This is a genomic window from Pseudoalteromonas sp. NZS100 (assembly GCF_015864815.1).
Lineage (GTDB): Bacteria > Pseudomonadota > Gammaproteobacteria > Enterobacterales > Alteromonadaceae > Pseudoalteromonas > Pseudoalteromonas distincta.
Map to the genome: position 1 here is coordinate 21,931 of NZ_JADYWM010000002.1, position 25,512 is coordinate 47,442.

Genomic DNA, 25,512 nt, shown 5'->3' on the forward strand with positions numbered 1-25,512 from the left:
AACTCATTAGCCAAACTAACAACCATTGAGGGCGACATAATGAGTTTTTTTGCATTACTGACCAAGGGCCATGCGTTACTAGAAATAGCAACAAAAGTGCTCGACATTGTTGAAGACGTTAAAGAGATTGGCGACGACAATAAGCCTAAAACGGATGAACGTGGTCAACCGATTATTAAAAAGCAAATCCGCAAAGTTCAACCTGAAGAAGTGTTTGATTTTAAAGTTGAGCGCGATAGCGGTGTTGTAAAAGCACTTACCAAAGCCGGCCAACGTGTGGAAGGTGTACTTGCTGCTGCCGACCTTGCCGAAGCTTTACTGGTTAGTGATGGTGCGAGCGACGCTGGTAAAAACTTGCTGGAGCAAGAAGCCGCAGCTGCTGATAAAGCCAAAGCGTTACTTGCTACTGCTGAGCTGGACGCTGCAAACAAAGCGAAAGACGCAGAGCAGCAGGCAAAGGATATTATTGCTAAAGCCCACGCTGATGCTAAAGCGCTGCTTGATAAAGCTGAAAAGGATGCCAAAGCTGTTGCAGATAAAGCGCCCGCTAAACCTGCTGCAGATAAAGCGGCTAAGTAAGGGGCTAAATTATGTTGACCTTTTTACCTGCAGGTACTGGCTTTTTAGGCAACCGTGCGTTTGTTGAAGCTAAAACATCAGATTACCGTGATGTGATGGACTTAGTGCGCCGTGAGCTTGTAAAAGTGATCGTCCCTAATAGTTCGCATCGTGATAGCTGGGTAGATATTACCGCTTTTTACCCTGAACAAGTGGTGGTTAATAAAGATGGCCGCTACTGGGCTTACGCTTACACAGTGAACGAAGCTAACCAGGTTACGTTTGATGCACCGGTTGAAGTAGTTAAAGAGTTTAAACCAGCAGGTGTTGTAAAGCTGACCGAAGCTTGGTTTGACGAAAGCCGTTTTATTGAAGCCAGTAATATTAAGCCAAGTAAGTTTTTAGTGACGCTTATTGAAGTAGGTAAAAGCTTAAATGGTGTGAACTACCCAGCCCACGTTCTGCGTGAAGCGGCCCCTTTGTTTAACGGTGCCAAGTGTATGGTTAAGTCTGACGATGACCATATAAAAGGCGGCGCTCAACACTTTAACAACCTGATTGGCCAGTTTGCTAATGCCCAGTTTGTTGAAGGAATTGGCGCAGGTAAGCAAGGTGCTCTGCAAGCCGATTTAACCGTGCTAGAAAGCTCAGGTTATGCCACCAAGCTACGCGAAGCCGTTGATAACAACATGCAAGAGCTGTTTGGCTTAAGCATTGATGTAGATGGTAAAGCCACTGGCAAAGGGGCTAACCGCACGGCTAAGCAATTCCTCAAAGTTAATTCCGTCGATTTGATCATGGTACCTGGTGCAGGTGGTCGGATCGTGTCATTTAAAGAAGCTCATAATCAAGGCAATGTCATGAATGAACAATTGTTGCGCCTAATCGAAGCGCTTAAAAAATCGAACCCCGCGTTAGCTGCATCTGTGACAGCTGACGATGATGAAACCGCTATTGTGCAATTAACCGAAGCGCTGGCAAAACACGGTGCGCCAGAGCCTAGTAACGGTGAAGGCTTAACGCTTGCTGATGTGAATAAAGTGATTGTTGCAAGCCAACGTTTAGTTGAAGCAAAGCAAAGCGCGGTGGCGTTAATTAACCAATCGACTTTGCCAGACGCCGCCAAAACACGCTTAACCGAAAGCGTGCAAAGCAAAGACGACGTAACCACTGAAATGGTGAAAGGCTTAATTGATGCTGAAACCACGTATTTAAAACAGTTTACTGAGTCAGGCAAGGTGAACATGCCGCACGGCGTGCAGTACTCAGATAACCCAAGCGGCATTGAAATGCTGAATGCGTTATTTGACCCAGCTAATAAAGACGTTGTGAGCCTAAAAGAAGCTTACATTGACCTAACCGGTGATAAGCACTGCACAGGGCGTTTAAGTGATTGTAGCCGCACTCGTATGGTTGAAGCGCTTGATAGCAACAGCCTGCCTAATGTGTTGGCTGATGTAATTAACCGCCGTGTAGTTGAGGTGTATACCAGCCTTGAGAAGTACCAGTTGTGGCGCAAGATTTTCCGCGTGAGTAATGCAACTGACTTTAAAGATCAGAATGTCACTGAATGGGGCGGATACGGCGACTTACAAGGCGTACTTGAAAGTGGCGCTTACCCAGAGCTTGCAAAACCGACTGACACGAATGCGAAGTATAAGGTGAGCAAAAAAGGTGGCCTTGCCACTATAACCATGGAAATGATTAAAAATGATGACCGCAACATCATTACGCAAATTCCTAACAAGCTGGCCCGTGCTGCTGCGCGAACGCTCAGTAAGTTTGCGTGGGACTTTTACATTAACAACCGCAATGCACCGGATGCTAAAGCGCTTTTTCATGCTGACCACAACAACCTGTTTAGTGCTGCGCTAACGCAAGATGAGTTAATGAAGCACTGGCGCGCAATTATGAATCAGCAAGAGCTTGATACCGGTGAGCTGCTTGAAATTGAACCGGCATTTTTACTGTGCTCACTGGGCAATGTTGATGACGCATTTAACTTGTTCCAACGCAATGACAACAACGACAAAGCATTTGCTCAGCAACTAAACCTTGAAGTGCTACGTGTGCCTGGTGCGACTGATCCGAACGACTGGGGCTTAATGACCGACCCAGGTGAGCTGGCTAACTTTGAGATGGGCTTTTTAGATGGCATGGAAAACCCTGAAATCTTTACGCAAGACATGCAAAACGTGGGCTCGGTGTTTACGAACGACCAAACCACAATGAAGATCCGCCATATCTATGGTGGCCAATGTACTGACTACCGTGGTGCGACTAAAGCGATAGTTATTTAATTTCCTTGGTGAACTGGTGATGGGATGACACGTTGCGCACGGATGCGCTTTATAAGGGTTTTTATTATGTATGCAACACGATTGCCAAGTTATGTACAAGACCAGCAAGGCATTTTAAGCGCTGACGAAATCAATAACGCGTATGCCGATATGCTTGCTAAGTACCAAAAAGACACGGGTAATTTAGATATTGCAATTGAACATGTTGATGCCTGTTTAAAGCTGGCTGCAGCAAGTTGTATTGATAAGTTAGCGACCTATTTTGCTAACAATGATAACAGCACGATTTCCAGCGATAGCGTTGACCACGGTAGCAAAGCCGATAGTTACAGACGCATCGCAAACGGCTACCGCAGCCAGTACAACGCGGTAGTGATCAATGACAATAAAAGCTCTGCGTATGGTAAGCCGGTTGCGTTACCTAAGCGCCAACGGTTGCGCTGATGACGGTACGAATTACAGCAAAGGGCTTTGATGCCTTAACTGAGCTTTGGCAACACTCACCGGCGATTGTACAAAATGAGTTGTCGAGCGCGATGAATGAAGCTGTGGCGTATGCGCAGTACCAAATTGTAAGCCGAACACCTACGGGAGCCGGTGAAGGTGGCCACTTAGCGGCAAGTATTAACAGTGAGGTGATAATTAACCCCACTGTGCAAATTGGTTATGTGGGTACCAGTAAACTTTACGCTGAAGCGGTAGAGCTTGGCACTAAGCCACACATGCCGCCGATTGAGCCGCTAGTGAACTGGGTAGAGGCAGTGCTGAACCTTGAAGGCTTAGAAGCTGAAAAGGTAGCCACGTTAATAGCACTCAAAATTAAGTCACGCGGTACTGAGGGGCAATTTATGTTTAAAGAAGGCTTAGAGGCCAGTGAACCTTATATTCAAGAGCGTTTTAACCAAGCAATGAAAACGCTGCTGAATACATTGGGAGGCGGTAATGCTTGATCAACTTAGAGCGGCCATTGTAGCGGTGTTAAACGGTGCAAATATTGGCACGTTTTACCCTAAAGAGCGTTTTAGTAAAAACATGAACACGCTAAAAGAGATGTATGGCCAAGGTGAGGGCATTGCCGGCGGTTATATACGGTTAAAGCGCCGCAAGCGCCAAAATCCGTACGCTACCCGAACCACTAAAACCTATACGTTTGATGTGGTGTTTTTACAAAGCTTTGTTGATGAAGACAGCAGCCAAGTGGCCTTTGAAGATGCCATTGACGCATTAGATGACGCCTTTGCTGTTGATCCGCTGTTGAGTGATTTGGTTGACGATTTAGACGATGGCGACGACACCGGCCTTATTTTAGATGACCAAACACCGGTGATGTTTTGTGGCGTGTTATGCCACCAGGCACGAATGCATTTAACCGTGAACGTGAGTAGTTAGGAGAACATGATGAGTAAAACACCCAGCCACGGCGGCAGCTATACCAAAGACGCAAAAGGTGAGTTAACCCTAGTTGCGCGTACACAGCCGGTTGCCACGGTTAAAAAACCAGTTACTAAACCCGCAAAAGCAAAGGGGAAAGACAATGACTAAGTGGAGCCAAACCAGTCTTTTAGCCGCAATAGAAGCGACCTATGGCACGTTGCCAGCGGTACTAAATGCGATGCTAACCAAAGACATTGAATTACGCCCTTTAGAAGGCGAAGAGGTTGAGCGCGGGTTAAATACGCCGTATTTGGGCGCTGAAGAAACCATGTTTACCAACGAGTATGCGGGGATCAGTTTTAAGGTTGAGCTTGTTGGCTCGGGCACGTTGGGCTTAGCGCCAGCGTGGGGGCCACTAATGCGCGCATGTGGTATGGCTGAAGTGATTGTGGCTGATACCAGTGTTGAATATACGCCTGTGTCTGACTCGGTTGAATCGGTGGCCATGCACTTTCAGCTTGGCCGTAACAAGCACACGCTGTTAGGTGCCCAAGGCAGCTATACCATTGAGCTTGAAAAAGGCATTCCTTATTTGTCGTTCGACTTTAAAGGGCTTTACGTGCCACCCAGTGATAACGCATTACCGGCTGCTGATTTTAGCGCATGGCCTAAGCCAATACCGCTCGGCGCTGGGCGTACTACTGACTTTTTATTGCATGGCTTTGAGGTTGTGCCGTCAAAACTGAGTATTGATAGCGGTAACGAAGTGGAGTTTGATCCAACGCTTACTACGGAAAAAATTGAATTTTTAGACCGTGCTATGTCGGGCTCTGTAAATATTGCCGCACCTAACATTGCTGATATCGACTTTTTTAGCCGTGCTCTTAGCTCGCAAACAGGCAACTTACAAATTAAGCACGGCCCTGCAGGTGGCCACCGCGTGACAATTAGCTGCCCTAAAGTGCAAGTAAAACAACCTAAATATGTTGAGCGCAATAAGAAAGCAGAGATTGAGATGGCACTGGCTATTTTACCAAGCGCCGGCAATGACGAGTTTAGCTTGCTACTCGATTAACTTTTTTAAATCAATTTAAACACCAGGAGAAAACAATGGCTTTTTCAATCGTAACTATGCAGAACCTTGAAGTTAAGCAGCCGGTTAAATTTATTTTTGACAGTGATACTCATGAGTTTACAGGCAAGTTTAAGCTGCTTGATGATGACAGTAATGAGCAGCTGGCTAATGGCGGCGACCATGACTTTATTAAAAAGATTTTGGTGGGCTGGGGTGATGACTTTGTAGGCGAAGACGATAAGCCATTGCCATTTAATGAGGAGAACTTGGCTGCGTGTTTAAAAATTAGTTGGTGGCGCACTGCTGTAATTGACGCTTATTTTGTTGCGGTTGCAGTGGCCGGAAGAAAAAACTACTAGAGGCTGCACGCTATTGGGTAGCCGATGAACACCCAGACACAACCCATTTAATAGATGTATTAACTCAGCAAAACGCACCAAAGCATGTAATTGACCAAGTTAAAGCGCTCGACCTAGACAAACAATTTAATGTGTTTAGGTGCAATGCGCTGGCCCTTACGGCGTTTTTAACGGTGTCAACACAATGGCAAGGAGACGGAAACGGCATTAGTTACAGCAATGCCGCCGTGGCATGGAAGCTAGCTGGGTTAGATATTACGCCTGATACGTTTGCAAAGTTTCAGGTATTAGAAGTTGAAGCTATAAACGCAGCACGAGAGCAACATGAGCCGATATAATTTGAGTTTAAAAGTACTGTACGATGGCCGAGCAATCAGCCAGGGTACGCGTACCAATGCAAACGATATACGCTCGTTACAGCAACAAGCGCAGCAGCAAGTTGCGCAAAATCGTGCGTTAGCCACCAGTAATAACAGCGTAGCGCAAAGCTATAGCGGTTTAGCTACGGCCGTTGGTGGCTTTATGGCGCTTAATTTTGCCAAGCAACAAGTGCAAAATATTGGCCAAATTCAATTACTCAATGCCCGTTTACAAGGGCTTACATCATCAAGCCAAGAATACGCCCAAGTGCAAAATTACTTGATAGCAACAAGTAATAAGCACAGCCAAGTGTACTCAGCCATGGCCGATAGTTACACCAAATTACTCGCGCTTAGACGTTCAGGTATTGTTACAGATACTGAAAGCAAGCAACTGCTTGAGGGAATGAGCAATGTGTCTAAACAGTTAGGTGCAACAACAGCACAATTATCACAAAGTTTATTTGGTATGGCGCAGGGCTTTACAGCTGGCACTTTACACGCTGAAGAACTTAACCAAGTAACAGAGCCTTTACCAGGTTTATTACAAAGCCTAGATAAAGCAGCTGGTTTAGTGTCTGGTGGTTTTAGGCAAATGGTTGTCGACGGGAAGATTAGCAGCCAATTCTTTAAAGAAACCTTGATCAAGGCATTCACAGATTATGAAGGGGCTGCTGAGCGTATTGCTACAACAATACCTGCGGCACTTAACCGCACAGAAACCGCTTATGAGCAGTTAATTAATCGTGTTGAACAACCTGTGAGTTTTGCGCTAGTGCCGGCGATTGATGCGGTAACGGGTGTGTTAAATGAACTGACTACTAATCAAGAATTGGTTGAGGATATTACCACTGCCGTCACAGCTCTTGCCATTGTATTGGGTGGGCGTTTAGCAACGAGCCTCACTGTTAGCGCTGCTGGGTTTGCAAAAAACACCATTGCTAAAGCACGTCTTGCACAAGAAACCGTTAGGTTGACGGCAGCAGAGGTTGCAGCGGCACAGGCTAACTTACGCAGTGTGCAAACAACTGTTAATTTAACGGGTGCGAGTAACATTTTAGCACCCGCGAAAGCGCGGTTAACTGCGGCTACGGTTGCTCATGCTGCGGCTGTTCGTGGTTCTAATGTTGCGATGCGTGCACTCGGTGGCACCATGAGTTTACTTGGTGGGCCAGCTGGTTTGATCATGTTGGCGGCATGGGGCATTTATGAATTTGCAAGCAGCTCTGATGACGCTACTGATTCAGTTAACAAACTAAAAGAAGCCAGTAAAGATTTAAACCCGTATGCAAACCTAACAGGCAAACAAGCAGAAGGCTTATTGTTGCTTGCACAGGGGCGCTTACAGGGAGCGATTCAATTAGCAGATGAAGCCCGTCAGCGGTTTAATAACCCGTTTTTAAAGGGCAAGTTCGATGACGTACAAGTAGCAGAGCAGCGAGTTACTGATTTAAAAAATGAAATTGTTGCGCTGCAATCGGTAGTAGGCAAGCCTGCAGGCAAAGCGCCTGAAAAAGGTCAGAACCCGAATGATCTTTCTGCATTTCAAAAGGCCAACGCGTCTTACCAACAACGCCTGGCATTGTTAGGTAAAAACACTGAGCTTGAAAAAGTTAACTATGAAATTGCCAGCGGCAAATACGCCAAGCTGCTTCCTGCTCAGCAGCAGGAATTGCAGAATATTGCTAAGTTAATCGACCAAAAAAACAAGCAAGCAGATACAGAAAAAGACTTTAGTCAGCTTGAAACTGATTTACTGACTGAAGAAGACCGTATTCGTCGTTCATACACACGCCGCATTGATATTGCACGCACCGCACTTGATGAGCAAGGTAAAGACAGCACCCGTTATGCTGAAATCGAGCTACAACTACGCCAACAACGCGATGCCGCACTTGATAAGTTAGCAACAGATAAAGCTGCGCGCGATGCACAGCGCCAAAATGAATTACGCCAACTTGAAGACCAAACCCGCCGCGACCGCTACGAAACTGAAATAGCTGAATTACAGGGCTTTCATAGTCGTTTAGAAGCTGAAGAAGCTGCCCATGAAGACCGCAAACGCCAAGTACAGCTTAGGTATGCGGGCAATTATGGCCAAGTAGTACAGCAATTTGTTGATTTAGACCGTGCCAGCGGTAATGACCGTGTGGCGATTGGTTTAGATATTGGTGAGAACTTAGCTGGGCAAGCCGCAAAACACAGTAAAAAAGCCTTTAAAGTTCAACAAACATTGAACATTGCTAAAGCGTTAATGAGTACCTATACAGCTGCAGCTGCAGCGCTTGAATTGGGCCCTATTGCTGGGCCAATTGCCGCAGGTGTTATTACTGGTATGGGGCTTTTACAGGTTAAATCTATAGCTTCACAAAAACCGCCAGGTTACCAATACGGTGGTTATACCAATGGCAATAAGCTCATTGAAATTGGTGAGCGCAATACGCCTGAGCTGCTTGAGTTAGGCGGTAAAAACTACATTGCGGGCGGCAATGGTGGTCGTGTGTTCAACCCCAGCCAATTACCTGCAGCTAAACAGGCACAGGGCACAGGCGGCAACACGGTTGTGAATGTCACTGTGCAACTAATTGAAGATGCCAGCCGCAGCGGCCAAGTAGCACAAGAACGCACCAACGACAGTGAGTTTGTTATTAAAGCCTTTGTGGCCGATATACGTCAAGGCGGTGATGCGGCAGGTGTGCTTAGCACAACATTTGGCTTACAGCGTACAGGAACTTAATGATGGTTAATTACCCGTTGTCGCTGCCTTTACCTCGTTTAAAAGAAGTGTCTTACAAGCGACAGTCAAACATATTACGAACAGAAATGGGCAGCGGCCGTGCCCGCCAGCGCCGCAGGTTTTTAAGCGTACCGACATTTATGGAAGCCACATGGCGCTTTAGAAAAGACGAAGCCGTAGCATTTGAAGGCTTTGTTGACCATGGCGTACAGCTAACAGGCTGGTTTTTGATGGATATTTTAACGCCTAAAGGTGTTGTTAAGCACCAGGTGCGATTTTTTAAAGACCCACTAGAGAATTTTAAACCAATCAGTGCCCTGGTATGGCAATACCAAGCACAGGTTGAGGTTAAAGAATATAAAGCAGCGAGTGAGGAAGAGGCGGTTAACAGCACCTTAGCACCACAAACGCTAGAACAATTTGTTAATGGTGTTGAAAACGCCTTAAGTACTTATCAGGAGATTTAGACATGGCATCCTTTTTTAGTTTAATAACAGAGCTTGAGACTTTACTAGAGCAGCTAAGTGCAATTCTTTCAGGTGATGAAAATCAAGTTGTTTTAGTAAATGGTAATAACAAAGATTCAATCTCAAAAGCTATTGCTGATCGGTTCGTCTCATTGCAATCGATGATAAGTGGGCGTTTAACGTTTGAAACGATTTCAGCTTTAAATTCCTCAGGTGAACCCGCAAATGGTGAGCTTGCAGAAGTCTGGAATGATTCAAACATTTTAAACAACGGACTTTATGGCTGGAAGGATGGTGCATGGACCTCATCAGATTACGACCCTGTAAAAGCCGTAAAATCGTTTGTTGATGCTTTATTAGTGCATAGCTCATCAAACCATTCAGGCTACCAATATGCAGTTGTTGATAACAATGGGAAGTTATTGCTTGGTATAGACAATCAAGGAAACGTTATAAATAAGGGGTTAAATGACGTAATTAATAGCTTATCTGATCAAACTGAAAACCACGGATTAAGGCTCGTTTCACTTGAAGACGACTCTTTATCTCACGAGCTTACTATTAATGCACTAGATGAATTCAAAAATGATTATTTTGACACAACTAATTCAAGTCATTCAGGCTTTGCTTATGCAATAGAGTCATCAGATGGTAAATGTTTATTTGGCGTTAGGCCTGATGGTTCTGTTTATAGTTTAGAGCTAAAGCCTCTTATTGAAAGCTTAAAAAGAGAACGCGGTGAACAGTCAGGTTATATCATTTCTTTTGTTGATGGAGCTGAAAAGGTACTTGGTGGATTTGATGCTTTTGGACGTTTCGTATTAAGCAAAGGCTCTAAGTTTTCTGACAGATACAGTCCTCGCTCTGGGTATATCTATACATTAGAGGATTCTAAAGGCCACATCTTATTTGGTATTAAAAATGATGGTACAGCTGTTCTTCCCAATGTAGGAAATTTGCAAAGTTCAATCAATGAAATAAAGTCACAAGTAGAAAAACTAGAAAAGCCTAGTGTATTTTTAGATCCGCTAACAGAACAATCATCACCAATGGCGTCAGGCCCCGGCATAATCTGTTGGGGAGACTCTATGACAGCAGGTGCAGGCAGCACCGGTGGCAATCGTTATCCTACCTATTTGGCATCAAAAAGCGGGTTAACAGTTCACAACGCTGGAGTTGGCGGTGAAAGTTCAAACACTATAACGGCTAGAACTGGTGCAATTCCTTTCCCCGTTCGCATTGCGAATGCGGAACCAATTAAAGAGATCCCTTCATCGGGAGAAATACAAATAGAATTTGATACTTTCCTTGGTAATTCCTTCGCTCCATTGCGACAGGGTAGCGGTGGTGCTCAAGGTTTTGCAGGCGAACTAAATGGTGTTAAAGGAACTATATACTTTACTGGTACAGGAACAACACCAGGAGACTATTTCTTCGTTAGAGAAACAGCAGGTGAAGCAGTACCAATGAATAGACCTCCGTACCCATATAGAACCTTCTTTTCTGAAGAACATCGTGGTGACATTGCAATAATATGGATTGGTCAGAATGGTAACGTGCTTGAAGATGTTTTGTCTCAAGTCCAGCTAATTATTGACCATTTAAAAGCTGCTTATAAAAAATTTTTGGTTATACCTAAACCGACTTCAACACCTGAAGAGGACGCTGAGTTCGAGAGACTGTGGGGTAGAAAGGTTGTAAAAATCAGAGATTACTTATCTAAACCTATTTATTCGGCAGATGGTGTAACTGTGGAAAGTAGTTATGGGTTGAGTGATGCTGGTTTTGAACCAACAGAACAAGATCTTATTGATGTAGAAGCAGGGAAAGTTCCTACTTCGTTACGTGTTGATAGTGTCCACTTTAACAACGCCGGCTATGAAATATTGGCTGAGCAATGTTATCAAAGATTAATAGAACTTAAATATATTTAAGGAGCTAAAATGCTTACAGTAAAAACAAACTCAGTTGCAGTTGATCCAAATAACCAATTAGAGTTCTTAGAAAAAGATTATGCAATCATCCGTGGTGCAACAATCGGTTTAGTCGATTTTAGTCATCCTGATACATTTTCAGGTGCGGATTATACAGGTATTAATATTCCTGGTGGTACTGCAGTTAAAGGTTTAACTAATGATGCAGTTGATGGTGCTATACCTCTAGAAATACCAAATGGTTTTTCTGAGGGGGTTTTGACATTAAGTGCGTCTACTTATGTCAGTTTACCAAGTGCTAACTTTAAACCGCCAGTTGACGGAAGTGTCGATCGTGCAGTTCATTGTTTTTGGATTTCGGTTCCAAAAACAGGATATCCGAATAGCACAAATAACAATGTGATAGTTTTGGGGGATGATAGTACAACAAGTAACAATTATGGGCGTTTATCAGGTCAGTTTGATGTGTCTACAGATAATGCATCTTTGTTAAAGCTTGACTGGATCTTTTATGGTTCGAACATTTCAGTACCATCAACAGCTATTGATACCTTAGCGGAGGGAATTCATCAAGTTGCTTTCACTTTTGAAGTTGTTGATTCAGAGACTGCTACTGTCAGAATGTATTTAGACAACCAACTTGTAGCCACTAGAACTTCAACATATAACGACATACCAAACCAAGGTGGTTCAAATTTTGTACTTGGTGATGGTGAGGCGTTTAATGAGTTTGCGAATGACGGGATGAAGTTTGGGCGAATTAATATTGCCGATTTAACTAATCGTCCAGACATTTCTATTACAGATTACATAGCTCGTGATTGGGAGCATGCAAAAGGGTTTTTCGGCTTATAACTATGAGTGAAGTACTCCAACGCGTTTACGCAAGCGCCCCGACGAACGACCTGCCGATCCATACTCTGGAATTGCAAGCCGATTCGTTTGGGGTGATCAGACTCTGTAATGGGTTTGATAATGTTAATGCTGGCATTGAGGGTGGCGAAATTGTACTTTTTGAGGCGAGCGGGATGGGGGTTTCGCTCCCATCTCGCGCTGTAAAAGGTCGCCAAGATTTACAGTTTCAGCTTGATAATGTATCGGGCGAAGCACTGGAAAAAGTTGATGCTGCTAAAGATGCTGGCGATAAAATCAAAGTGATTTACCGCGTTTATACGGCGAGTGACTTAACAGAACCTGCCGAGCCACCCGTAGAAATGACCGCTGTTAGTGTACAAGCAACGGCAATGCGGGTGAATGTAGTTGCATCATTTAATGACTTGGTTAACAGAGCATGGCCAAGAGATCGCTATACACCAGATGTTGCACCTGGTTTAAAGTACTTTAGTTAATCCTATGAAACATATTAATGATTACCTGAGTGTACCGTATGTCGATGGTGGTCGAGATATGACTGGGCTTGATTGTTGGGGCCAGCCACGTTTTGTGCTTCACAACGTATACGGAAAGCCTTTATTTAAGTCGTTTGGCCATGTTAGTCCTGATGATAAAAACAACCTCACTAACTCATATAGACAAATAGTTGATCAATTTAAACCTTGCTCAGCTAAAGAGCAGGCTATTGCGTGTGGTTTTAGAGGGGGAAACTTAATACATATGGGGTTATGTGTATTTACTGATGGCCAACTACAAATACTGCATACATCACGCAAAAAAGGGCCATCTATTATAAAAGTATCTGATTTCTACAAGCTATTTTTTGAGGTTAAATTTTATGAGTACACAGGTTGAAATTAAGATTTACCCAAACAAGCTTGACGATAGTTTGTATGAGCCATGCACTGGTCTAGTTGGTCAAACAGTAAACTCATGGTTAAGGGCAAACGTGCCAGCATATGCAGAGCTAGAGCAGCCTCTATTTAGTGTAAATATAAATAACAGACATGTACTTCCTAGTGAATGGGATACGTGCACGTTCAAGCACAATGACAACATAAAATTTGTTGTTGAGTCTAAAGACCCTGCCACAATTGCGTATGCGGTTATTGCAGTTATCGCCATCGGTGTTGCCATCTATGCGACTAACCAAATACCTGATAATTATAATTCGACTGTGCCTGATGGCAGCAGTATTTATGATGTTAATACACAAGGTAATAAGCCTCGTTTAATGGGGATTATTCCAGAAATAGCTGGTCGACATTTAATCTTTCCCGATTACCTTACTATGCCACGGCGTGAGTACATCAATAATGAGCAATGGCTTTACCTTATGTTATGCGTTGGCAAGGGGGAGTATGAAGTTTTAGATGATGAAGTTTTTATTGGTAATACACCTGTTACAGGTAAACCTAATGATGTTGATTATCAAATTTTTGCCCCAGGTGAAGATGTTACTGTGCATGAGGCCCATCGCAATGTTTATACCTCTAGCGAAGTTGGCTCAACAGCAGGAAGTACGGGTATAGAACTAAAAGGCCGTGTAACAAACACTGGTGGTTTGAATGGTCGATATATATGGTCATTTGAAGGTAATAAATTAGTGGTTCATCGAGAAGATTTTGAGCCTGAAGTCGGCACCATTAGATATAAAACAACACCTCCTTTTACTGTTGGTGAAACACTCAAAATAGAAGGTTCGTTAAGTGGTCAAAATGATGGGTATTTTGAATTGCTTAATGCTAGTACATCAGGCAGTGAAGTTAATAAAGTCGATGGTCAAAATCAGGATGATCCTACGTGGAGTTCGTTTGTCACTGAGCTTAATTCAAACGCTAATGTATTAGTTGAAGGTGGTGGCGGTGATGGCCAATTTAACGGCCCTTTTTTTGCGTGCCCTGCGGGTGAGAAAACTCAGAAATTATGGGTTGATTTTACATTGCCTCAAGGATTGGGCGAGCTAGATGATGAAGGTGATTTTCTAAGTCGCTCCGTAACTATAAGAATTGAATACCGTGACGAAGGCGCTCAAGAGTGGGCTTTCGTAGAGGAAACTTATAGTAATTCAACTAACGACCAACTGGGCAGAACCTTACCTATCGAGCTACCCACAAAAATTAGACCTGAAGTGCGTATTAAGCGTGTTACTGCTGCAAACGATGATACGCGTATTAAAGATGAAATTTACTGGACGTCTTTAAAAGCTGAGCTTGATAGCGCAACTAGCTATGAAGGTATGACAACAATTGCAGTTAAAATTCGTGGTACCAATGCACTTGCTGGCTCTGCAGAGAATAAGTTTAATTTAATTGGTACTCGTATTTTGCCTGTATATGAAAATGGTGCATGGAGCGCGCCTAGGCCTACTACCGACATTGCACCATTCTTTAATCACGTTATTAAAAGCTCAGGCCATAGCGATAGTAAGATTGGTCTAGAGGAAATTAATACATTACACCCCGTTTGGCATAATCGCGGTGATGAATTTAACGCTGTATTTGATAGTGGTAGCACTATGTTTGAAGTATTAAAGCGTGTGCTGGCGGTTGGTTTTGCAGAGCCAACAATCGACTATGGCCGAATTATTCCGGTGCGTGATCAACAGCGCACTATATTCCAGCATATGTACCAGCCAGATAACTATATCGGATTTTTAGAGCGCACAATTACGCTGATAGATGATGATGAACATGACGGTGTTGAAGTTGAGTACTTCTCACCAATTACATGGAAGTCAGAAACAATCTTGTGTTTACTCCCTGGTGACTTAGGTGTTAACCCTGAGAAGGTAAGAGCGTTTGGTATTACTAGTAGGGATAAAGCATATCAATTTGGCATGCGTAAACGCCGAGCTCGCCGCTATCGTCGTACAAGCTTCACCTTTAAAACAGAGATGGACGCATTAAACTCGCGTTATTTAGATTACTGCGCATTAGCTGATGACATACCAGGATATGAACAGACAGGACGGGTTGAATATATAGTAGGGCGCTCGGTTTATGTTGACGCTATATTAAAGTGGCAAAGCGGACAATTACACATCTTAGCACTAAGAAAGCCTGACGGTACTTTATCTGGCCCTTACACTGCGACTATCGGTTCATCAAGCAATGAAGTTATAATTGATAGTGACATAGACTTTGCACCAGTGTTTGATGGTTCAATGGAACCACCTTTATATATGTTCGGTGTTACAAACAAGTGGTGTAATGCTGTGCTGATAAGGGATATCAAACCATCGTCGGTTGATAAGGTTAATGTTACTGCAGAACTGTACGACGATAGAGTTTATCTTGACGATAATAGTTTAGCGCCTACTTAACATAATAAATGTTCAGCCAACCAGCAGGTAAAAACAAAGCAGCTTAACGGCTGCTTTTACTTTCATATACTCAAATATCCTTTAAAATACCGCAAGGTTTAGTTTTCGCAGTTTTCGCGATTTTCTATAGCGAATTTTCGCGGCTTGCATCAACAAAGAGAGTGTAGCATTTGCTATGTGGCTCTCCACCGCTGTGGGCACTACGACATTACCAGGCTTCAAATAAGAGAAACCCGTTACAGCAATGTGACGGTTTTTTTGCTGTCTGGGATTTAGTAAATAGCCAAGAGCGCATGCCGAACTCAGTAGTGAAACAAAACAGCTCGAAGGCGAGCCCCGGCCAACGATAGTGTAGCATTTGCTATGTGAAAGTAGGACATCCCAGGCTTCAAATTGTAGAAAGCCCGACTAGAAATAGTCGGGCTTTTTTACGTCTGCAGAAAAGTGAAATGTGCGCAATTAACACACTCATATGGCGGCACAAAGAGAGTGTAGCATTTGCTATGTGGCTCTCCACCGCTGTGGGCACTACGACATCCCAGGCTTCAAATTGTAGAGAGCCCGACTAGAAATAGTCGGGCTTTTTTACGTCTGCAGAAAAGTAAAATGTGCGCAATTAACACACTCATATCGCGACACAAAGATAGTGTAGCATTTCACTGTGGCTCTCCACCGCTGTGGGCACTATGACATTACCAAGCTTCAAATTGTAGAGAGCCCGACTAGAAATAGTCGGGCTTTTTTACGTCTGCAGAAAAGTGAAATGTGCGCAATTAATATACACTCATACCAACACCATCGAGTAGGGCGGAAAAATAGATCACTTAATTAAGCGAATTGGTATAAAAATAAAATTGTGAACTACCGAATTTACGTTTTCGGTTTGTGTAAGCAGTTGTTTAGGTGAAGTATCAAACAGAATTTATAAATTAGTTTGATTAGTTCATTATAACTCGTTAACTAACCACAGACTTAGCTTGTTTATGAGGGCAATGAATACTAATATGATTTCATGATCTTATAACTAAATCTATTGGCTTAGTTGTTTTAAAATTACTACCAATAATGATTGTGAGCTGTAACTTAAATGCCTTATGAAACATTTGTAGATGACTCTGCATCGCTAGTTGAATTTACCCGAGTTTACTTAGCTATTTTTTATACTTTTGTTGCCGGATTTTATACATTTAGAATTATTTATAAAAATCGAAATACACCATCAGGCGTTATTTATCCCGGTGATAAATTTTGTACTAGTTGGTGGAACCATATGGTTTTTAAATTTTTCAGGGCTGCTATTTGGTTTGTATGTGTAATTAGAGTATTTGTACCTGAGTTAGATAGCTATCTTGGGCTATTCCCAATACTCAATGGCTGGCCAGGCGTATTATTTGGCGATGTATTATTGACCGCAGGCTTTATTTTAACGATGTTTGTACATTTTCATATGGCAGCACTTTGGCGTTCAGGCATTGATCCTAAGGGACCACATGAACTTAAAACATCAGGATTATATGAATACTCTAGGAATCCGATGTATTTAGGCGTTGTAGCTGCACAGGTGGGGTTCTTTTTAGCCTTACCTAGTATATTTAGTTTGACCTGTTTAGTTATTGGTTTTACAGCTATATATAGACAAACATTAGTTGAGGAGGCTCATTTAGCCCATCGTTTTTCTACAGAATATAAAGAGTATAAACAACTAGTCCCTCGCTGGTTATAGCTTGGGATTGAGCTTTAAATACATGGATTTTTAAGGCAAGAGTAAAGAAGTGTTCTGTGTTGGCTTACTAAAATCTAGCACGATAGACATAAATAAGATCACTTCTTTTTGTTTTATACCAATTCGCTTAATTAAGTGATCTATTTTGAGGATGGAAAAACGTGTTGATAGCTAGGCAAAAAAATTGCTATTTAGTTGTTCTAAATGAGATTTTTTTAACACAGGTAGCGACCCGTTTAGCCCCGCAAAATGATTAAGTATTATTGCGGATTGGTATTATATACTTTTCCATAAACTCTTGTTTAGTAATTGCCTTTGAAAAAATGTAGCCTTGAATATAATCACAAGCAAGCTGCTTTAATAGGTCATACTGTTTTTGTGTCTCAACTCCTTCAGCAACCACCATTACGTCTAGATTGTGAGCCATAGTGATAATAGCTTTCACGAGAGCAATACTATTATCGTTTGATTCTATATCGTTGATAAATGAGCGATCTATTTTTAAAATATCTATATCTAAGCGTTGTAAATACGCCAAAGAAGAATAACCAACACCAAAGTCGTCAATCGCAATATCTATATTAATAGTGCTTAAGCGTTTTAATTGTCGTTGTATTGACGAGTCGGGATCCATTAAAGTATTTTCAGTGACTTCAATTAAGATAGTGTTTGCAGGTAGTTGATACTTTTTACTTGCAACAATCCATTCATCCACCCAGCAACCAGCACGGTCAATTTCAAGAGGTGATGTATTTACACTGACTTGAATTGTCTTTTCACTTAAAACATTGAATTGGACGGTATCTTGAATTGCTTGAGATTTTACCCATTGGCCGATATCGTTTATTAATCCGTTTTTTTCAGCGACAGGTATAAACTCATTTGGCCCTATTAGGCCTCGTTCAGGGTGATTCCAACGAATTAGGGCTTCAGCTTTTGGTACTGATTTCCCGTCAATTGAAAATATAGGTTGGTAATATAATTCAAATTGGTTTTTTACAATTGCAGTGCGTATCTCTTCTATCAGGCGACGCTTTTCTGTGGCTTTTTCTTCTATAGCATAAGAGAAAAATTCATAGCGATTCCGCCCTTTATTTTTAGATAAATACATTGCTTGGTCAGCGCGTCTAACGAGCTCTTCTACTGTTAAACCATCAGCAGGGAAAAACGTTAAACCTATGCTTGCAGTAACATAGACTGTTTCTTTTTTTATTTTAATGCTCTGCATTAAACTACTTTTTACAGCTTCGGCAATTTTTGATGCTTCATCCGGGCTATTTACACCCTCTAAAATTAATGTAAATTCGTCACCACCCAAACGTGCGACTGTATCTTTAGTCGTTATACAACTTTGCAGTCTTGTTGCTACTTGGTGTAAGAGTAAATCACCGTAGTCGTGACCTAGGCTGTCATTTACTTCTTTAAAGCCATCCAAATCTATGAATATAAGGGCGAACTTCATTCCCTTAATACTTACTAAGCTTTGTAGTTTTTCGTAAAAATAACGCCTGTTCGGTAAGTCGGTTAATCCATCTTGGTAGGCATATTGTTGCAACTGAATATTCGCATTTTCAAGTTCATTAGTACGCAGTCTAACTTGGTTTTCTAATGAATTTTCTCTTTGCTCAATGTTGTATAACATCGCATTAAAACAAGAGGTTAATTGTCCTACTTCATCTTGTGATAGCTGTTTAGCGCGTAAGCTATAATCGTGTGATGTAGTTATTTTATTTGCTGTTTGAGCTAGATATAAAATAGGGTTTAAAAAGCGACGCCTTAATAAAAGAGATAAAATTAGGCTGACGGCAAAGGTGAATACCATCAAAATCATTATAAACTTAAAGTAAAAAGTAATTCTGTCTTGAATGTAGCTGTTGTTAGCGCGTATTTTTAATATACCGTAATCATGCATATCGAGCTGAAGGGGTGTACTTACTTCAATACTTTGCTCCATATCTTCATCTTCGGATTGCGCAATAACAAGTTGCTCACCAGTCATACTTGTTACCATTATACTAATAACATCTGAGCGTATAAGTATTGGGTTTATAAGCTCCTGCACTGCATCAATATCATCAAACATAAGCGCTGTAGTTATATTCGGTGAAAGCATTTTTGACAGAGAGCCCAAGCTTTCTATTTGTTCCTCTTTAGCGCTAGTGATTTCATAAGCACTAAATACAATGGTTACTGTCGCGGTTGATACAAGTGCAACACTCATTAAGATAAATAGTAATTTTTTGCTCATCGTATTTAATGCAAATAGTTTTTTCATTGCACTACCTATCTACAACGCGGGCAAGGCGTAGCACTTTTGAGCTCATAGTAATGCCTGCATCTTTAAGCTGTTTTGGAGCAATTTCAAAGCGAATTTTACCACTGGAAAGAAAAAACCTGATATGACCGCCATTTTCAATAAATGTGTCTGTTTCACCAATGAGCATAACGTTTTTCAGCTCTAAAGGTGTTATGTTTTGCCATTCGATAAATGTATCAGAGGTAATAAATAGCATGTTACACGCCGAGGTTGTTACTTCATCAAGAGTGATTAATTTATTGTATAGAGGTAAGTTTTTTATAGTGCGACTTTTTAAAGCGTTGTTAGCCGCATCAATAAAGTATTTATCAGGGCTACAAATAATAAATTCATTAAGAGATTCTAAATGATAATCCCAGTGTCCAAAACGTGCAAAGTTATATAAGAAGCCTGCTTTTAGCATGTATTCTTTTTCAACAGCACAAACGCTGGCACTAAAAAGTGTCAACGTTATTAAGCTACTGTGAATTAAACTTCTTAATTTAATCATCTAATTAACTTAGAAATTTGCTGAAATTGTAAACGTAATACATTCATCAATATAGTTTGGTAATGTATAGGTTTCGCGCGTATTATTGTACTCAATATGTGAATCTGCAAAGAGGTTTTTACCCGAAATTGCAGTAGACCACACAGGTGTTGCTTGCCAATTCCAACTAACATCTAACGTTGTGTAATTATCAGTGTTATATGCATTTGAGTTTATTGCGCGCAATGTCGCAAACACATTATGGTTGGTTAAAAAAGAATAATCGGCTTTTGCAAATAACTGCCTGTTTTTAGAGTCATAGCCGATTGCGGGCTCTACTCGAGGAGGTAAATCGTACTTATAATCGGTGTAACTATAACCAAACTCAGTATTGAGATTATCAACTGGTTGCCATGATACAACTAGGTCGAACCCTTTAGTGGTCGTGTCTGCTACAGATGCAAAGTCTAAATCTATGCGAGTCATTGTTAGTGCTTGAAATACTTCTGGGATTCTCCCTGCTAGAAATAATTCAAGTATAGGTGTGAATTGTTCAGCATGCGTATTCATATCAATAACCGCTACGTTATTAGCATCTGTATAATAAGTAGAAAGATCCAATGACCAATCGTTAGCAGTAAAACGGTAGCCTAATTCATAAGATAGATAGTTTTCAGATTTAACTTTGTCGTTACCATTTAGGTAGGTTGCAATTCGGTAGTCGTCTATTTGTCCAAAGCCAGAGCTTAAACCGGTAAGATCTTTAATTTCTGTACCATTAACTTTAAAGTTGTCGTTAAATTCAATCAATGTTGGTGTACGTACACTTCTCGATATAGCACCCCAAGTAAGGTGGTTATCTACTGGTTTGTATATAAGCCTTGCTGACGGTTGATTTTCCCAGCCGGTTAAATCGTTATGATCAAGCTTAGTACCAATAATAAAATCGAGTGTATCAGGCGTCACATTGTATTGAGCTTGAACAAGTGCACCAAACTGTTTGAGGTTATCAAAGTTTTTATCGCTATCTAAAAATACACTTTCTGCGAAAGAGATAGAGTTATACCGGTAGTTTAATCCCCAATCTAGCTGTAGAGATTGGTATATGAAGTTCATTTGATAATCAATATCTATCGATTCAAAGTCTTCTTTAATATAATCTTGAGAACCATTTTGTTTCAGCCAAGAAATTTGTAGCATTTGATTGGCATCGGGCGACACTCTGTTTTCAAGGCGCGCCATTATGCGTGAGTCTGTTCGCTTTAAATCATCTGAGAATGAAATGTTTTCGTTGGTTTCATCTATAACACCTCGATAGTTTTGACCAAGTGTTGAGTGAGTAACGTCCCCCTGAAGTAGCGCAGACCACTCATCATTAGGGGTAAAGTCAGCCCGAAAACCTAAAGAATTTTGTTTAGTTGTATCGTTAGGTGCGAGTGAAATCCCTTTTTTTGATTCATTCGCATCTTTTACATGACCATACACACGGTAGCTGCCTATGTTACTTATATCACCACCGTAACGAAGATTTGCATCAACATTTATTTGATTACCAGTTGTTACGTTTGCGTATCCACCGCGAGTATCAATACTGTTTTTAGTAATGATATTAATCACGCCATTATTTGCGTTACTACCCCAAAGTAACCCGCCTTGTCCGCGTATTACTTCAATGCGTTCAATGTCATACAAAGGAACGTTGAGTGTTTCCCAATAAACTGCAGCAAATTTTGGGGTATATAAGCTTTGTCCGTCAATCATAACCAATAGTTTGCTAGAAAATCGAGAGGCAATACCTCTTGATGAAATAGCCCATTGATTGTTATCGAGCTGACGTACAATTAAACCAGGCACCATTTTCAGTGCTTCAGGTACTGATGTAGCACCAGAGTTAGTAATTTGTTCTTTACTTAATACATAAATAGATGAAGCGGTATCAAATGCTGATTGCGCTCTTTTCATCGCAGAAGTTGCTTGTACATCCATGCCCATTAAAGCATCAAGATCGAGGTCTTCATCTTCAAACGGCTCGGCCGTTAAGAGAGGGCAAACAAAAAGTAATGGCCAAAACAAACGTTGTGATATTTTCACCCAAAAGTCTCCTGCGCAATCAAAAAATCAAAAACAGTCTTTGTTTTTGTAATACATGTGATATCACACAATATTAACATACATTAACAGTGTAAAAGCATAAATGAGATTAAATCAAGGTAACTAATTTTGTAGTAGTTAAAAGGTCCAATTTCGCCCAATTGAACTGTAAAAATATAGTTAAATGAACTTTATAAGTATATTTATTAAAGAGTCAGTAAAATGTAAATAGCTGATAGCTATATGTTTATATACAACTTAAAATTTAGTCTATTTCAGAATAACTTCAAAGTATTTACGGTTATTAAATATTTAATCTTAACTTTTTCGTGTCATGCTTCTCAAAGCAATATTAATTATATGGGCACAATTTATACCTAGCCCTGTGTTATCTGCGATTGTGGTTTAATTATCTTTGCTTTTGTTAAAGCTATATAGAATACTTAAATTTGCTTGGTTTTGCTTTGAAGGCACCAAAGTATGATAAAAAATGAATTAATTAATGTAGAAGAAGTACTAGATTTAATGCTTGATGCCGTTTGTGTGGTAGATAAACAAGGCACATTTGTTTTTGTAAGCGCAGCATTTGAGCAAATTTTTGGTTATACGGCCGACGAAGTTGTAGGCAAAAAAATGATTAACTATGTTTACGAAGGTGATCATTACAAAACGCATAACGCTGTAACTTCGCTATTGTCTGGCGAAACGGTAAACCCTCGCTTCGAAAACCGCTGGATGAGAAAAGATGGTCAAGTAGTCCATATATTATGGTCTGTTCGTTGGTCAGAGCAACATCAAGTAAGAATTGCAGTAGCGCACGATATAACTGAGCGAAAAGTAATGGAAGAGCAGCTCCATTACATGGCTCGGCACGATGTGTTAACTGGTTTGCCTAATCGCTCTTTATTGATGGAGCGATTAGAAAAAGTAATTATTAGTGCAGCTACTAACAACACATTTTTTTCTTTACTGTTTATAGATATAAATGGCTTTAAAGCAGTAAACGACACCCACGGACACGAAACTGGCGATAAGCTTTTATGTGCTATAGCAAAAAGGCTCTCAGCGTCGGTTAGGCATTACGATACAGTAGGGCGTTTAGGTGGAGACGAATTTTTAATTATTTTAGATAATTTAAGTTCTAGCCACGAAACCGTCAGAATAAAAAATAAAGTCCTCACTGAGTTTAAAGCTGTCTTTAAGTTAGATGACGTACTACTAAATATTTCCCCCAGTATTGGCATTGCAAACTACCCAGAGCACGGCCAAACAGATCACGAACTTATAAAATATGCTGATCAAGCTATGTACAAAAATAAACAACAAGGCTTAGATAACGTAACCTATTTACCTTAAAAATTATGCTGAACTACCACCTTAGACAACTCATCATCACAACGCCCTTAACTACAATACATTACTTGCCGCCACATTTTTAATAGCGGTTTCAGTGCTGCATTAAAAATCTATAAATGCTCTTACAGCAGTTCGTAGGTAGTACCTTGATAAATAAACTGCACAGGCTATTCCTGGTTGATAATGAAGGCAATTACCGTATAGGCAGTAATACATTTTTTACTAATGATGCAGGCGAAAGCAAAGTTTCGGTCACTGATTACGCAACAGCAATGGTTGATGAAGCGCAAAATGCAGCGCACGTAAATCACCATATTAGTATTGCCTACTAATATGGTTACTAATCAAAAGCGTTTGATTATTTAGATATAACAATACTGGCTCACAAGGCTAAAATAATTTAATCTGAGCGTATTAATTCTTATTAAATTACTTGCCTTATGAGCCTTCTTTTTTCTCTTGCGTTAGCAAGCCTTCCCGCTTTACCTGAGCCTGTTGCAAATAATGCAGTGGCTAAAGTTATTGTTAAAAATCAGCCCTACTTTTTAAGCTTTATGGGGCTGGGGCGCGATAAACAATACTCGTCAGTGCATAACAAAGTGTGGGCGCTTAAAGTTGGCGATTCACAGTGGCAATCTAAAACTGGTGTGCCTTCAAGCTTGCCATTAAAAGGGCGCTTAGCAAGCACCGCAGTCGGCTTAGGCGAGTACGCTTATGTGTTTGGCGGCTATACGGTAGCAGAGGATCATACTGAAGTTTCAAGCCCCGACGTATATAGATACGACGTAATAAAAGATACCTACACTCATCTTGCGAGCATGCCTGTACCCGTAGACGATAGCGTAGCGCTGAGCTACAAAGCGCGTTACATTTATCTAATTAGCGGTTGGCATAACGACGGCAACGTAAACTTAGTACAAGTATACGACACGCAAAATAATACATGGCAACAAGCCTCGCCATTTTTAGGTGAGCCTGTATTTGGCCAAGCCGCTGCTATTAGTGCTAACACCATTGTTATTTGTGATGGCGTTAAAACACAAGCTAATCCTGATTCGCGTCGCTCGTTTGCAGGTGTAGCACAGTGCTTAAAAGGCACAATAGATTCAACTAATCCACAAAAAATAGACTGGCGCACATTGCCACATCCAACAGGCACTGCTCACTACCGAATGGCAGCCACCAGCTATAATGGCAATATTTATATGTTGGCAGGCTCTAATAACCCATATAACTACAGCGCAATAGGTTACGACGGCAAACCTGCACCTGCAAGTGACCATGTTTGGCGCTTTAGTATCGAAAAAAACGAATGGCAAATTTTATCCCCAGTTGAAGTAAAGAGCATGGATCATCGTGGCTTACTTGAGCACAGTGGGGTTTTATATCGAATTGGCGGCATAGATAATAATCAGCAAGTAAGCGCTAACGTGCTCGGTTACGAGGTTGAAAAGTGAACACTCTTTACATTACAGGAGCGGGAGTCAGCGCAGCCAGTGGTATTCCCACCTTTAGAGGGGAGGATGGTTATTGGACCATTGGCAGTAAAAATTATACGCCTATGGAAATGGCAACGCGCGCAATGTATCAAAACGCCCCAAAAGAGTTTTTAGCATGGTATTACCATCGCTTTGCAACGTATCGCAACCATGGCCCAAACGACGTACACCATTGGCTAAGTGACAAAAACCTAATTACTCAAAACATAGATGGGCTTGATGGCAAAGCGGGTAACAAAAATTACATAGCGATACACGGCAGGCTTGATCAAATGACCTTATTTCATGCGCAAGGTGAGCCAGTCACGCCACTTGCCACCCCGTGGGATAGCGTAGACGAAAGCCGCCTGCAAGAGTCTCTTTTTGAGCTATTTAATATTCAAAACCAAACGCCTGAGCTAAACCATTCATTTAAGCCCTTTGTTTTATTATTTGACGAATACTACACCGAGCTTTACAGAATAACACAAGCACAACAGCGTATGCTCAACGCCGATAAAATTGTATTTATGGGCACCTCGTTTAGCGTCAATATTACGCAAATGGCAATTGAAATAGCCCGAAATTACGACATTCCTGTTGAAGTGGTTGACCCTGAACCTGCACATATTTTGCACGCTAACGTCACATATAAAAAAATGAATGCATTAGATTACATTCAATCTAATTAATAAG

The 25,512-nt window shown here is 41.3% G+C and carries 24 protein-coding genes; 21 read left to right on the plus strand and 3 right to left on the minus strand.

What is annotated here, in order from left to right:
* Positions 1-39: 39 nt before the first annotated feature.
* The 17 genes from I6E69_RS01885 (at position 40) to I6E69_RS01965 (ending at position 17,105) form a co-directional block, all read left to right on the plus strand.
* Positions 40-579, plus strand: a complete 540-nt coding sequence (locus I6E69_RS01885; RefSeq protein WP_197120495.1) for a hypothetical protein — start codon at positions 40-42, stop codon at positions 577-579.
* An 11-nt stretch (positions 580-590) separates the two neighbouring features.
* Positions 591-2,858 carry a hypothetical protein gene (locus tag I6E69_RS01890; RefSeq protein ID WP_197120496.1) on the plus strand — a complete coding sequence of 756 codons (2,268 nt, stop codon included), beginning with the start codon at positions 591-593 and terminating at the stop codon, positions 2,856-2,858.
* A gap of 66 nt (positions 2,859-2,924) precedes the next feature.
* Entirely contained in the window at positions 2,925-3,302 is a 378-nt protein-coding gene (locus tag I6E69_RS01895; protein ID WP_197120497.1) for a hypothetical protein, read from the plus strand.
* Entirely contained in the window at positions 3,302-3,808 is a 507-nt protein-coding gene (locus I6E69_RS01900; protein ID WP_197120498.1) for a hypothetical protein, read from the plus strand. The genes I6E69_RS01895 and I6E69_RS01900 overlap by 1 nt, the downstream gene beginning before the upstream one ends.
* Entirely contained in the window at positions 3,801-4,247 is a 447-nt protein-coding gene (locus I6E69_RS01905; protein WP_182761563.1) for a hypothetical protein, read from the plus strand. The genes I6E69_RS01900 and I6E69_RS01905 overlap by 8 nt, the downstream gene beginning before the upstream one ends.
* 6 nt (positions 4,248-4,253) lie before the next feature.
* Entirely contained in the window at positions 4,254-4,400 is a 147-nt protein-coding gene (locus tag I6E69_RS01910) for a hypothetical protein (RefSeq protein ID WP_197120499.1), read from the plus strand.
* Positions 4,393-5,307, plus strand: coding sequence for a phage tail tube protein (locus tag I6E69_RS01915; protein ID WP_197120500.1), 915 nt, complete (start codon positions 4,393-4,395; stop codon positions 5,305-5,307). Before I6E69_RS01910 ends, I6E69_RS01915 begins: the two co-directional genes overlap by 8 nt.
* A 35-nt stretch (positions 5,308-5,342) precedes the next feature.
* Positions 5,343-5,666 carry a hypothetical protein gene (locus I6E69_RS01920; protein WP_197120501.1) on the plus strand — a complete coding sequence of 108 codons (324 nt, stop codon included), beginning with the start codon at positions 5,343-5,345 and terminating at the stop codon, positions 5,664-5,666.
* 173 nt (positions 5,667-5,839) lie between these two features.
* Positions 5,840-6,004, plus strand: coding sequence for a hypothetical protein (locus I6E69_RS01925; RefSeq protein WP_197120502.1), 165 nt, complete (start codon positions 5,840-5,842; stop codon positions 6,002-6,004).
* Positions 5,991-8,762 carry a tape measure protein gene (locus tag I6E69_RS01930; RefSeq protein WP_197120503.1) on the plus strand — a complete coding sequence of 924 codons (2,772 nt, stop codon included), beginning with the start codon at positions 5,991-5,993 and terminating at the stop codon, positions 8,760-8,762. Before I6E69_RS01925 ends, I6E69_RS01930 begins: the two co-directional genes overlap by 14 nt.
* The gene (locus I6E69_RS01935) at positions 8,762-9,229 is read left to right on the plus strand and encodes a hypothetical protein (RefSeq protein WP_197120504.1); all 468 of its coding nucleotides are present in this window, start codon (positions 8,762-8,764) and stop codon (positions 9,227-9,229) included. The genes I6E69_RS01930 and I6E69_RS01935 overlap by 1 nt, the downstream gene beginning before the upstream one ends.
* Before the next feature lie 2 nt (positions 9,230-9,231).
* Positions 9,232-11,163 (plus strand): hypothetical protein, encoded by a 1,932-nt coding sequence (locus I6E69_RS01940; protein ID WP_197120505.1) that lies wholly within the window; start codon positions 9,232-9,234, stop codon positions 11,161-11,163.
* Positions 11,164-11,172: 9 nt separating this feature from the next.
* Positions 11,173-12,018 (plus strand): hypothetical protein, encoded by an 846-nt coding sequence (locus I6E69_RS01945; RefSeq protein ID WP_197120506.1) that lies wholly within the window; start codon positions 11,173-11,175, stop codon positions 12,016-12,018.
* 2 nt (positions 12,019-12,020) lie between these two features.
* The gene (locus I6E69_RS01950; RefSeq protein ID WP_197120507.1) at positions 12,021-12,512 is read left to right on the plus strand and encodes a DUF1833 family protein; all 492 of its coding nucleotides are present in this window, start codon (positions 12,021-12,023) and stop codon (positions 12,510-12,512) included.
* A 4-nt stretch (positions 12,513-12,516) separates the two neighbouring features.
* Entirely contained in the window at positions 12,517-12,912 is a 396-nt protein-coding gene (locus I6E69_RS01955) for a hypothetical protein (protein ID WP_145236496.1), read from the plus strand.
* Entirely contained in the window at positions 12,896-15,382 is a 2,487-nt protein-coding gene (locus I6E69_RS01960) for a host specificity factor TipJ family phage tail protein (RefSeq protein ID WP_197120508.1), read from the plus strand. Before I6E69_RS01955 ends, I6E69_RS01960 begins: the two co-directional genes overlap by 17 nt.
* 1,087 nt (positions 15,383-16,469) lie before the next feature.
* Positions 16,470-17,105, plus strand: coding sequence for an isoprenylcysteine carboxylmethyltransferase family protein (locus tag I6E69_RS01965; protein WP_182671906.1), 636 nt, complete (start codon positions 16,470-16,472; stop codon positions 17,103-17,105).
* 253 nt (positions 17,106-17,358) lie between these two features.
* On the opposite strand, the gene I6E69_RS01970 is transcribed toward I6E69_RS01965, so the two are convergent.
* The 3 genes from I6E69_RS01970 to I6E69_RS01980 are packed head-to-tail and all read right to left on the minus strand — an operon-like array spanning position 17,359 to position 21,982.
* The gene (locus I6E69_RS01970) at positions 17,359-19,380 is read right to left on the minus strand and encodes a bifunctional diguanylate cyclase/phosphodiesterase (protein WP_197120509.1); all 2,022 of its coding nucleotides are present in this window, start codon (positions 19,378-19,380) and stop codon (positions 17,359-17,361) included.
* 4 nt (positions 19,381-19,384) lie between these two features.
* Entirely contained in the window at positions 19,385-19,912 is a 528-nt protein-coding gene (locus I6E69_RS01975) for a YfiR family protein (protein ID WP_080945067.1), read from the minus strand.
* Positions 19,913-19,921: 9 nt separating this feature from the next.
* Entirely contained in the window at positions 19,922-21,982 is a 2,061-nt protein-coding gene (locus I6E69_RS01980) for a TonB-dependent siderophore receptor (protein WP_197120510.1), read from the minus strand.
* 480 nt (positions 21,983-22,462) lie between these two features.
* On the opposite strand from I6E69_RS01980, the gene I6E69_RS01985 reads away from it, so the two are divergent.
* The 4 genes from I6E69_RS01985 (at position 22,463) to I6E69_RS02000 (ending at position 25,508) form a co-directional block, all read left to right on the plus strand.
* Positions 22,463-23,338 (plus strand): diguanylate cyclase, encoded by an 876-nt coding sequence (locus tag I6E69_RS01985; protein WP_197120511.1) that lies wholly within the window; start codon positions 22,463-22,465, stop codon positions 23,336-23,338.
* Positions 23,339-23,484: 146 nt separating this feature from the next.
* Positions 23,485-23,670 carry an epimerase gene (locus tag I6E69_RS01990; RefSeq protein WP_197120512.1) on the plus strand — a complete coding sequence of 62 codons (186 nt, stop codon included), beginning with the start codon at positions 23,485-23,487 and terminating at the stop codon, positions 23,668-23,670.
* 108 nt (positions 23,671-23,778) lie between these two features.
* Positions 23,779-24,795, plus strand: a complete 1,017-nt coding sequence (locus I6E69_RS01995) for a kelch repeat-containing protein (protein ID WP_197120513.1) — start codon at positions 23,779-23,781, stop codon at positions 24,793-24,795.
* Positions 24,792-25,508: an NAD-dependent deacetylase gene (locus I6E69_RS02000; RefSeq protein ID WP_197120514.1), complete on the plus strand. Its 717-nt coding sequence runs from the start codon at positions 24,792-24,794 to the stop codon at positions 25,506-25,508. Before I6E69_RS01995 ends, I6E69_RS02000 begins: the two co-directional genes overlap by 4 nt.
* The last annotated feature ends 4 nt before the right edge of the window (positions 25,509-25,512 follow it).

What these genes read in the sequence shown, in the direction of transcription:
- I6E69_RS01900 (WP_197120498.1), top strand. Translation starts at nt 3,302, where the DNA reads ATGACGGTACGAATTACAGCAAAGGGCTTTGATGCCTTAACTGAGCTT.
- I6E69_RS01985 (WP_197120511.1), top strand. Translation starts at nt 22,463, where the DNA reads ATGATAAAAAATGAATTAATTAATGTAGAAGAAGTACTAGATTTAATG.
- I6E69_RS01945 (WP_197120506.1), top strand. Translation starts at nt 11,173, where the DNA reads ATGCTTACAGTAAAAACAAACTCAGTTGCAGTTGATCCAAATAACCAA.
- I6E69_RS01895 (WP_197120497.1), top strand. Translation starts at nt 2,925, where the DNA reads ATGTATGCAACACGATTGCCAAGTTATGTACAAGACCAGCAAGGCATT.
- I6E69_RS01975 (WP_080945067.1), bottom strand. Translation starts at nt 19,912, where the DNA reads ATGATTAAATTAAGAAGTTTAATTCACAGTAGCTTAATAACGTTGACA.
- I6E69_RS01920 (WP_197120501.1), top strand. Translation starts at nt 5,343, where the DNA reads ATGGCTTTTTCAATCGTAACTATGCAGAACCTTGAAGTTAAGCAGCCG.
- I6E69_RS01930 (WP_197120503.1), top strand. Translation starts at nt 5,991, where the DNA reads ATGAGCCGATATAATTTGAGTTTAAAAGTACTGTACGATGGCCGAGCA.
- I6E69_RS01940 (WP_197120505.1), top strand. Translation starts at nt 9,232, where the DNA reads ATGGCATCCTTTTTTAGTTTAATAACAGAGCTTGAGACTTTACTAGAG.
- I6E69_RS01915 (WP_197120500.1), top strand. Translation starts at nt 4,393, where the DNA reads ATGACTAAGTGGAGCCAAACCAGTCTTTTAGCCGCAATAGAAGCGACC.
- I6E69_RS01910 (WP_197120499.1), top strand. Translation starts at nt 4,254, where the DNA reads ATGATGAGTAAAACACCCAGCCACGGCGGCAGCTATACCAAAGACGCA.
- I6E69_RS01885 (WP_197120495.1), top strand. Translation starts at nt 40, where the DNA reads ATGAGTTTTTTTGCATTACTGACCAAGGGCCATGCGTTACTAGAAATA.
- I6E69_RS01955 (WP_145236496.1), top strand. Translation starts at nt 12,517, where the DNA reads ATGAAACATATTAATGATTACCTGAGTGTACCGTATGTCGATGGTGGT.
- I6E69_RS01905 (WP_182761563.1), top strand. Translation starts at nt 3,801, where the DNA reads ATGCTTGATCAACTTAGAGCGGCCATTGTAGCGGTGTTAAACGGTGCA.
- I6E69_RS01935 (WP_197120504.1), top strand. Translation starts at nt 8,762, where the DNA reads ATGATGGTTAATTACCCGTTGTCGCTGCCTTTACCTCGTTTAAAAGAA.
- I6E69_RS01950 (WP_197120507.1), top strand. Translation starts at nt 12,021, where the DNA reads ATGAGTGAAGTACTCCAACGCGTTTACGCAAGCGCCCCGACGAACGAC.
- I6E69_RS01995 (WP_197120513.1), top strand. Translation starts at nt 23,779, where the DNA reads ATGAGCCTTCTTTTTTCTCTTGCGTTAGCAAGCCTTCCCGCTTTACCT.
- I6E69_RS01970 (WP_197120509.1), bottom strand. Translation starts at nt 19,380, where the DNA reads ATGAAAAAACTATTTGCATTAAATACGATGAGCAAAAAATTACTATTT.
- I6E69_RS01960 (WP_197120508.1), top strand. Translation starts at nt 12,896, where the DNA reads ATGAGTACACAGGTTGAAATTAAGATTTACCCAAACAAGCTTGACGAT.
- I6E69_RS01890 (WP_197120496.1), top strand. Translation starts at nt 591, where the DNA reads ATGTTGACCTTTTTACCTGCAGGTACTGGCTTTTTAGGCAACCGTGCG.
- I6E69_RS01965 (WP_182671906.1), top strand. Translation starts at nt 16,470, where the DNA reads ATGCCTTATGAAACATTTGTAGATGACTCTGCATCGCTAGTTGAATTT.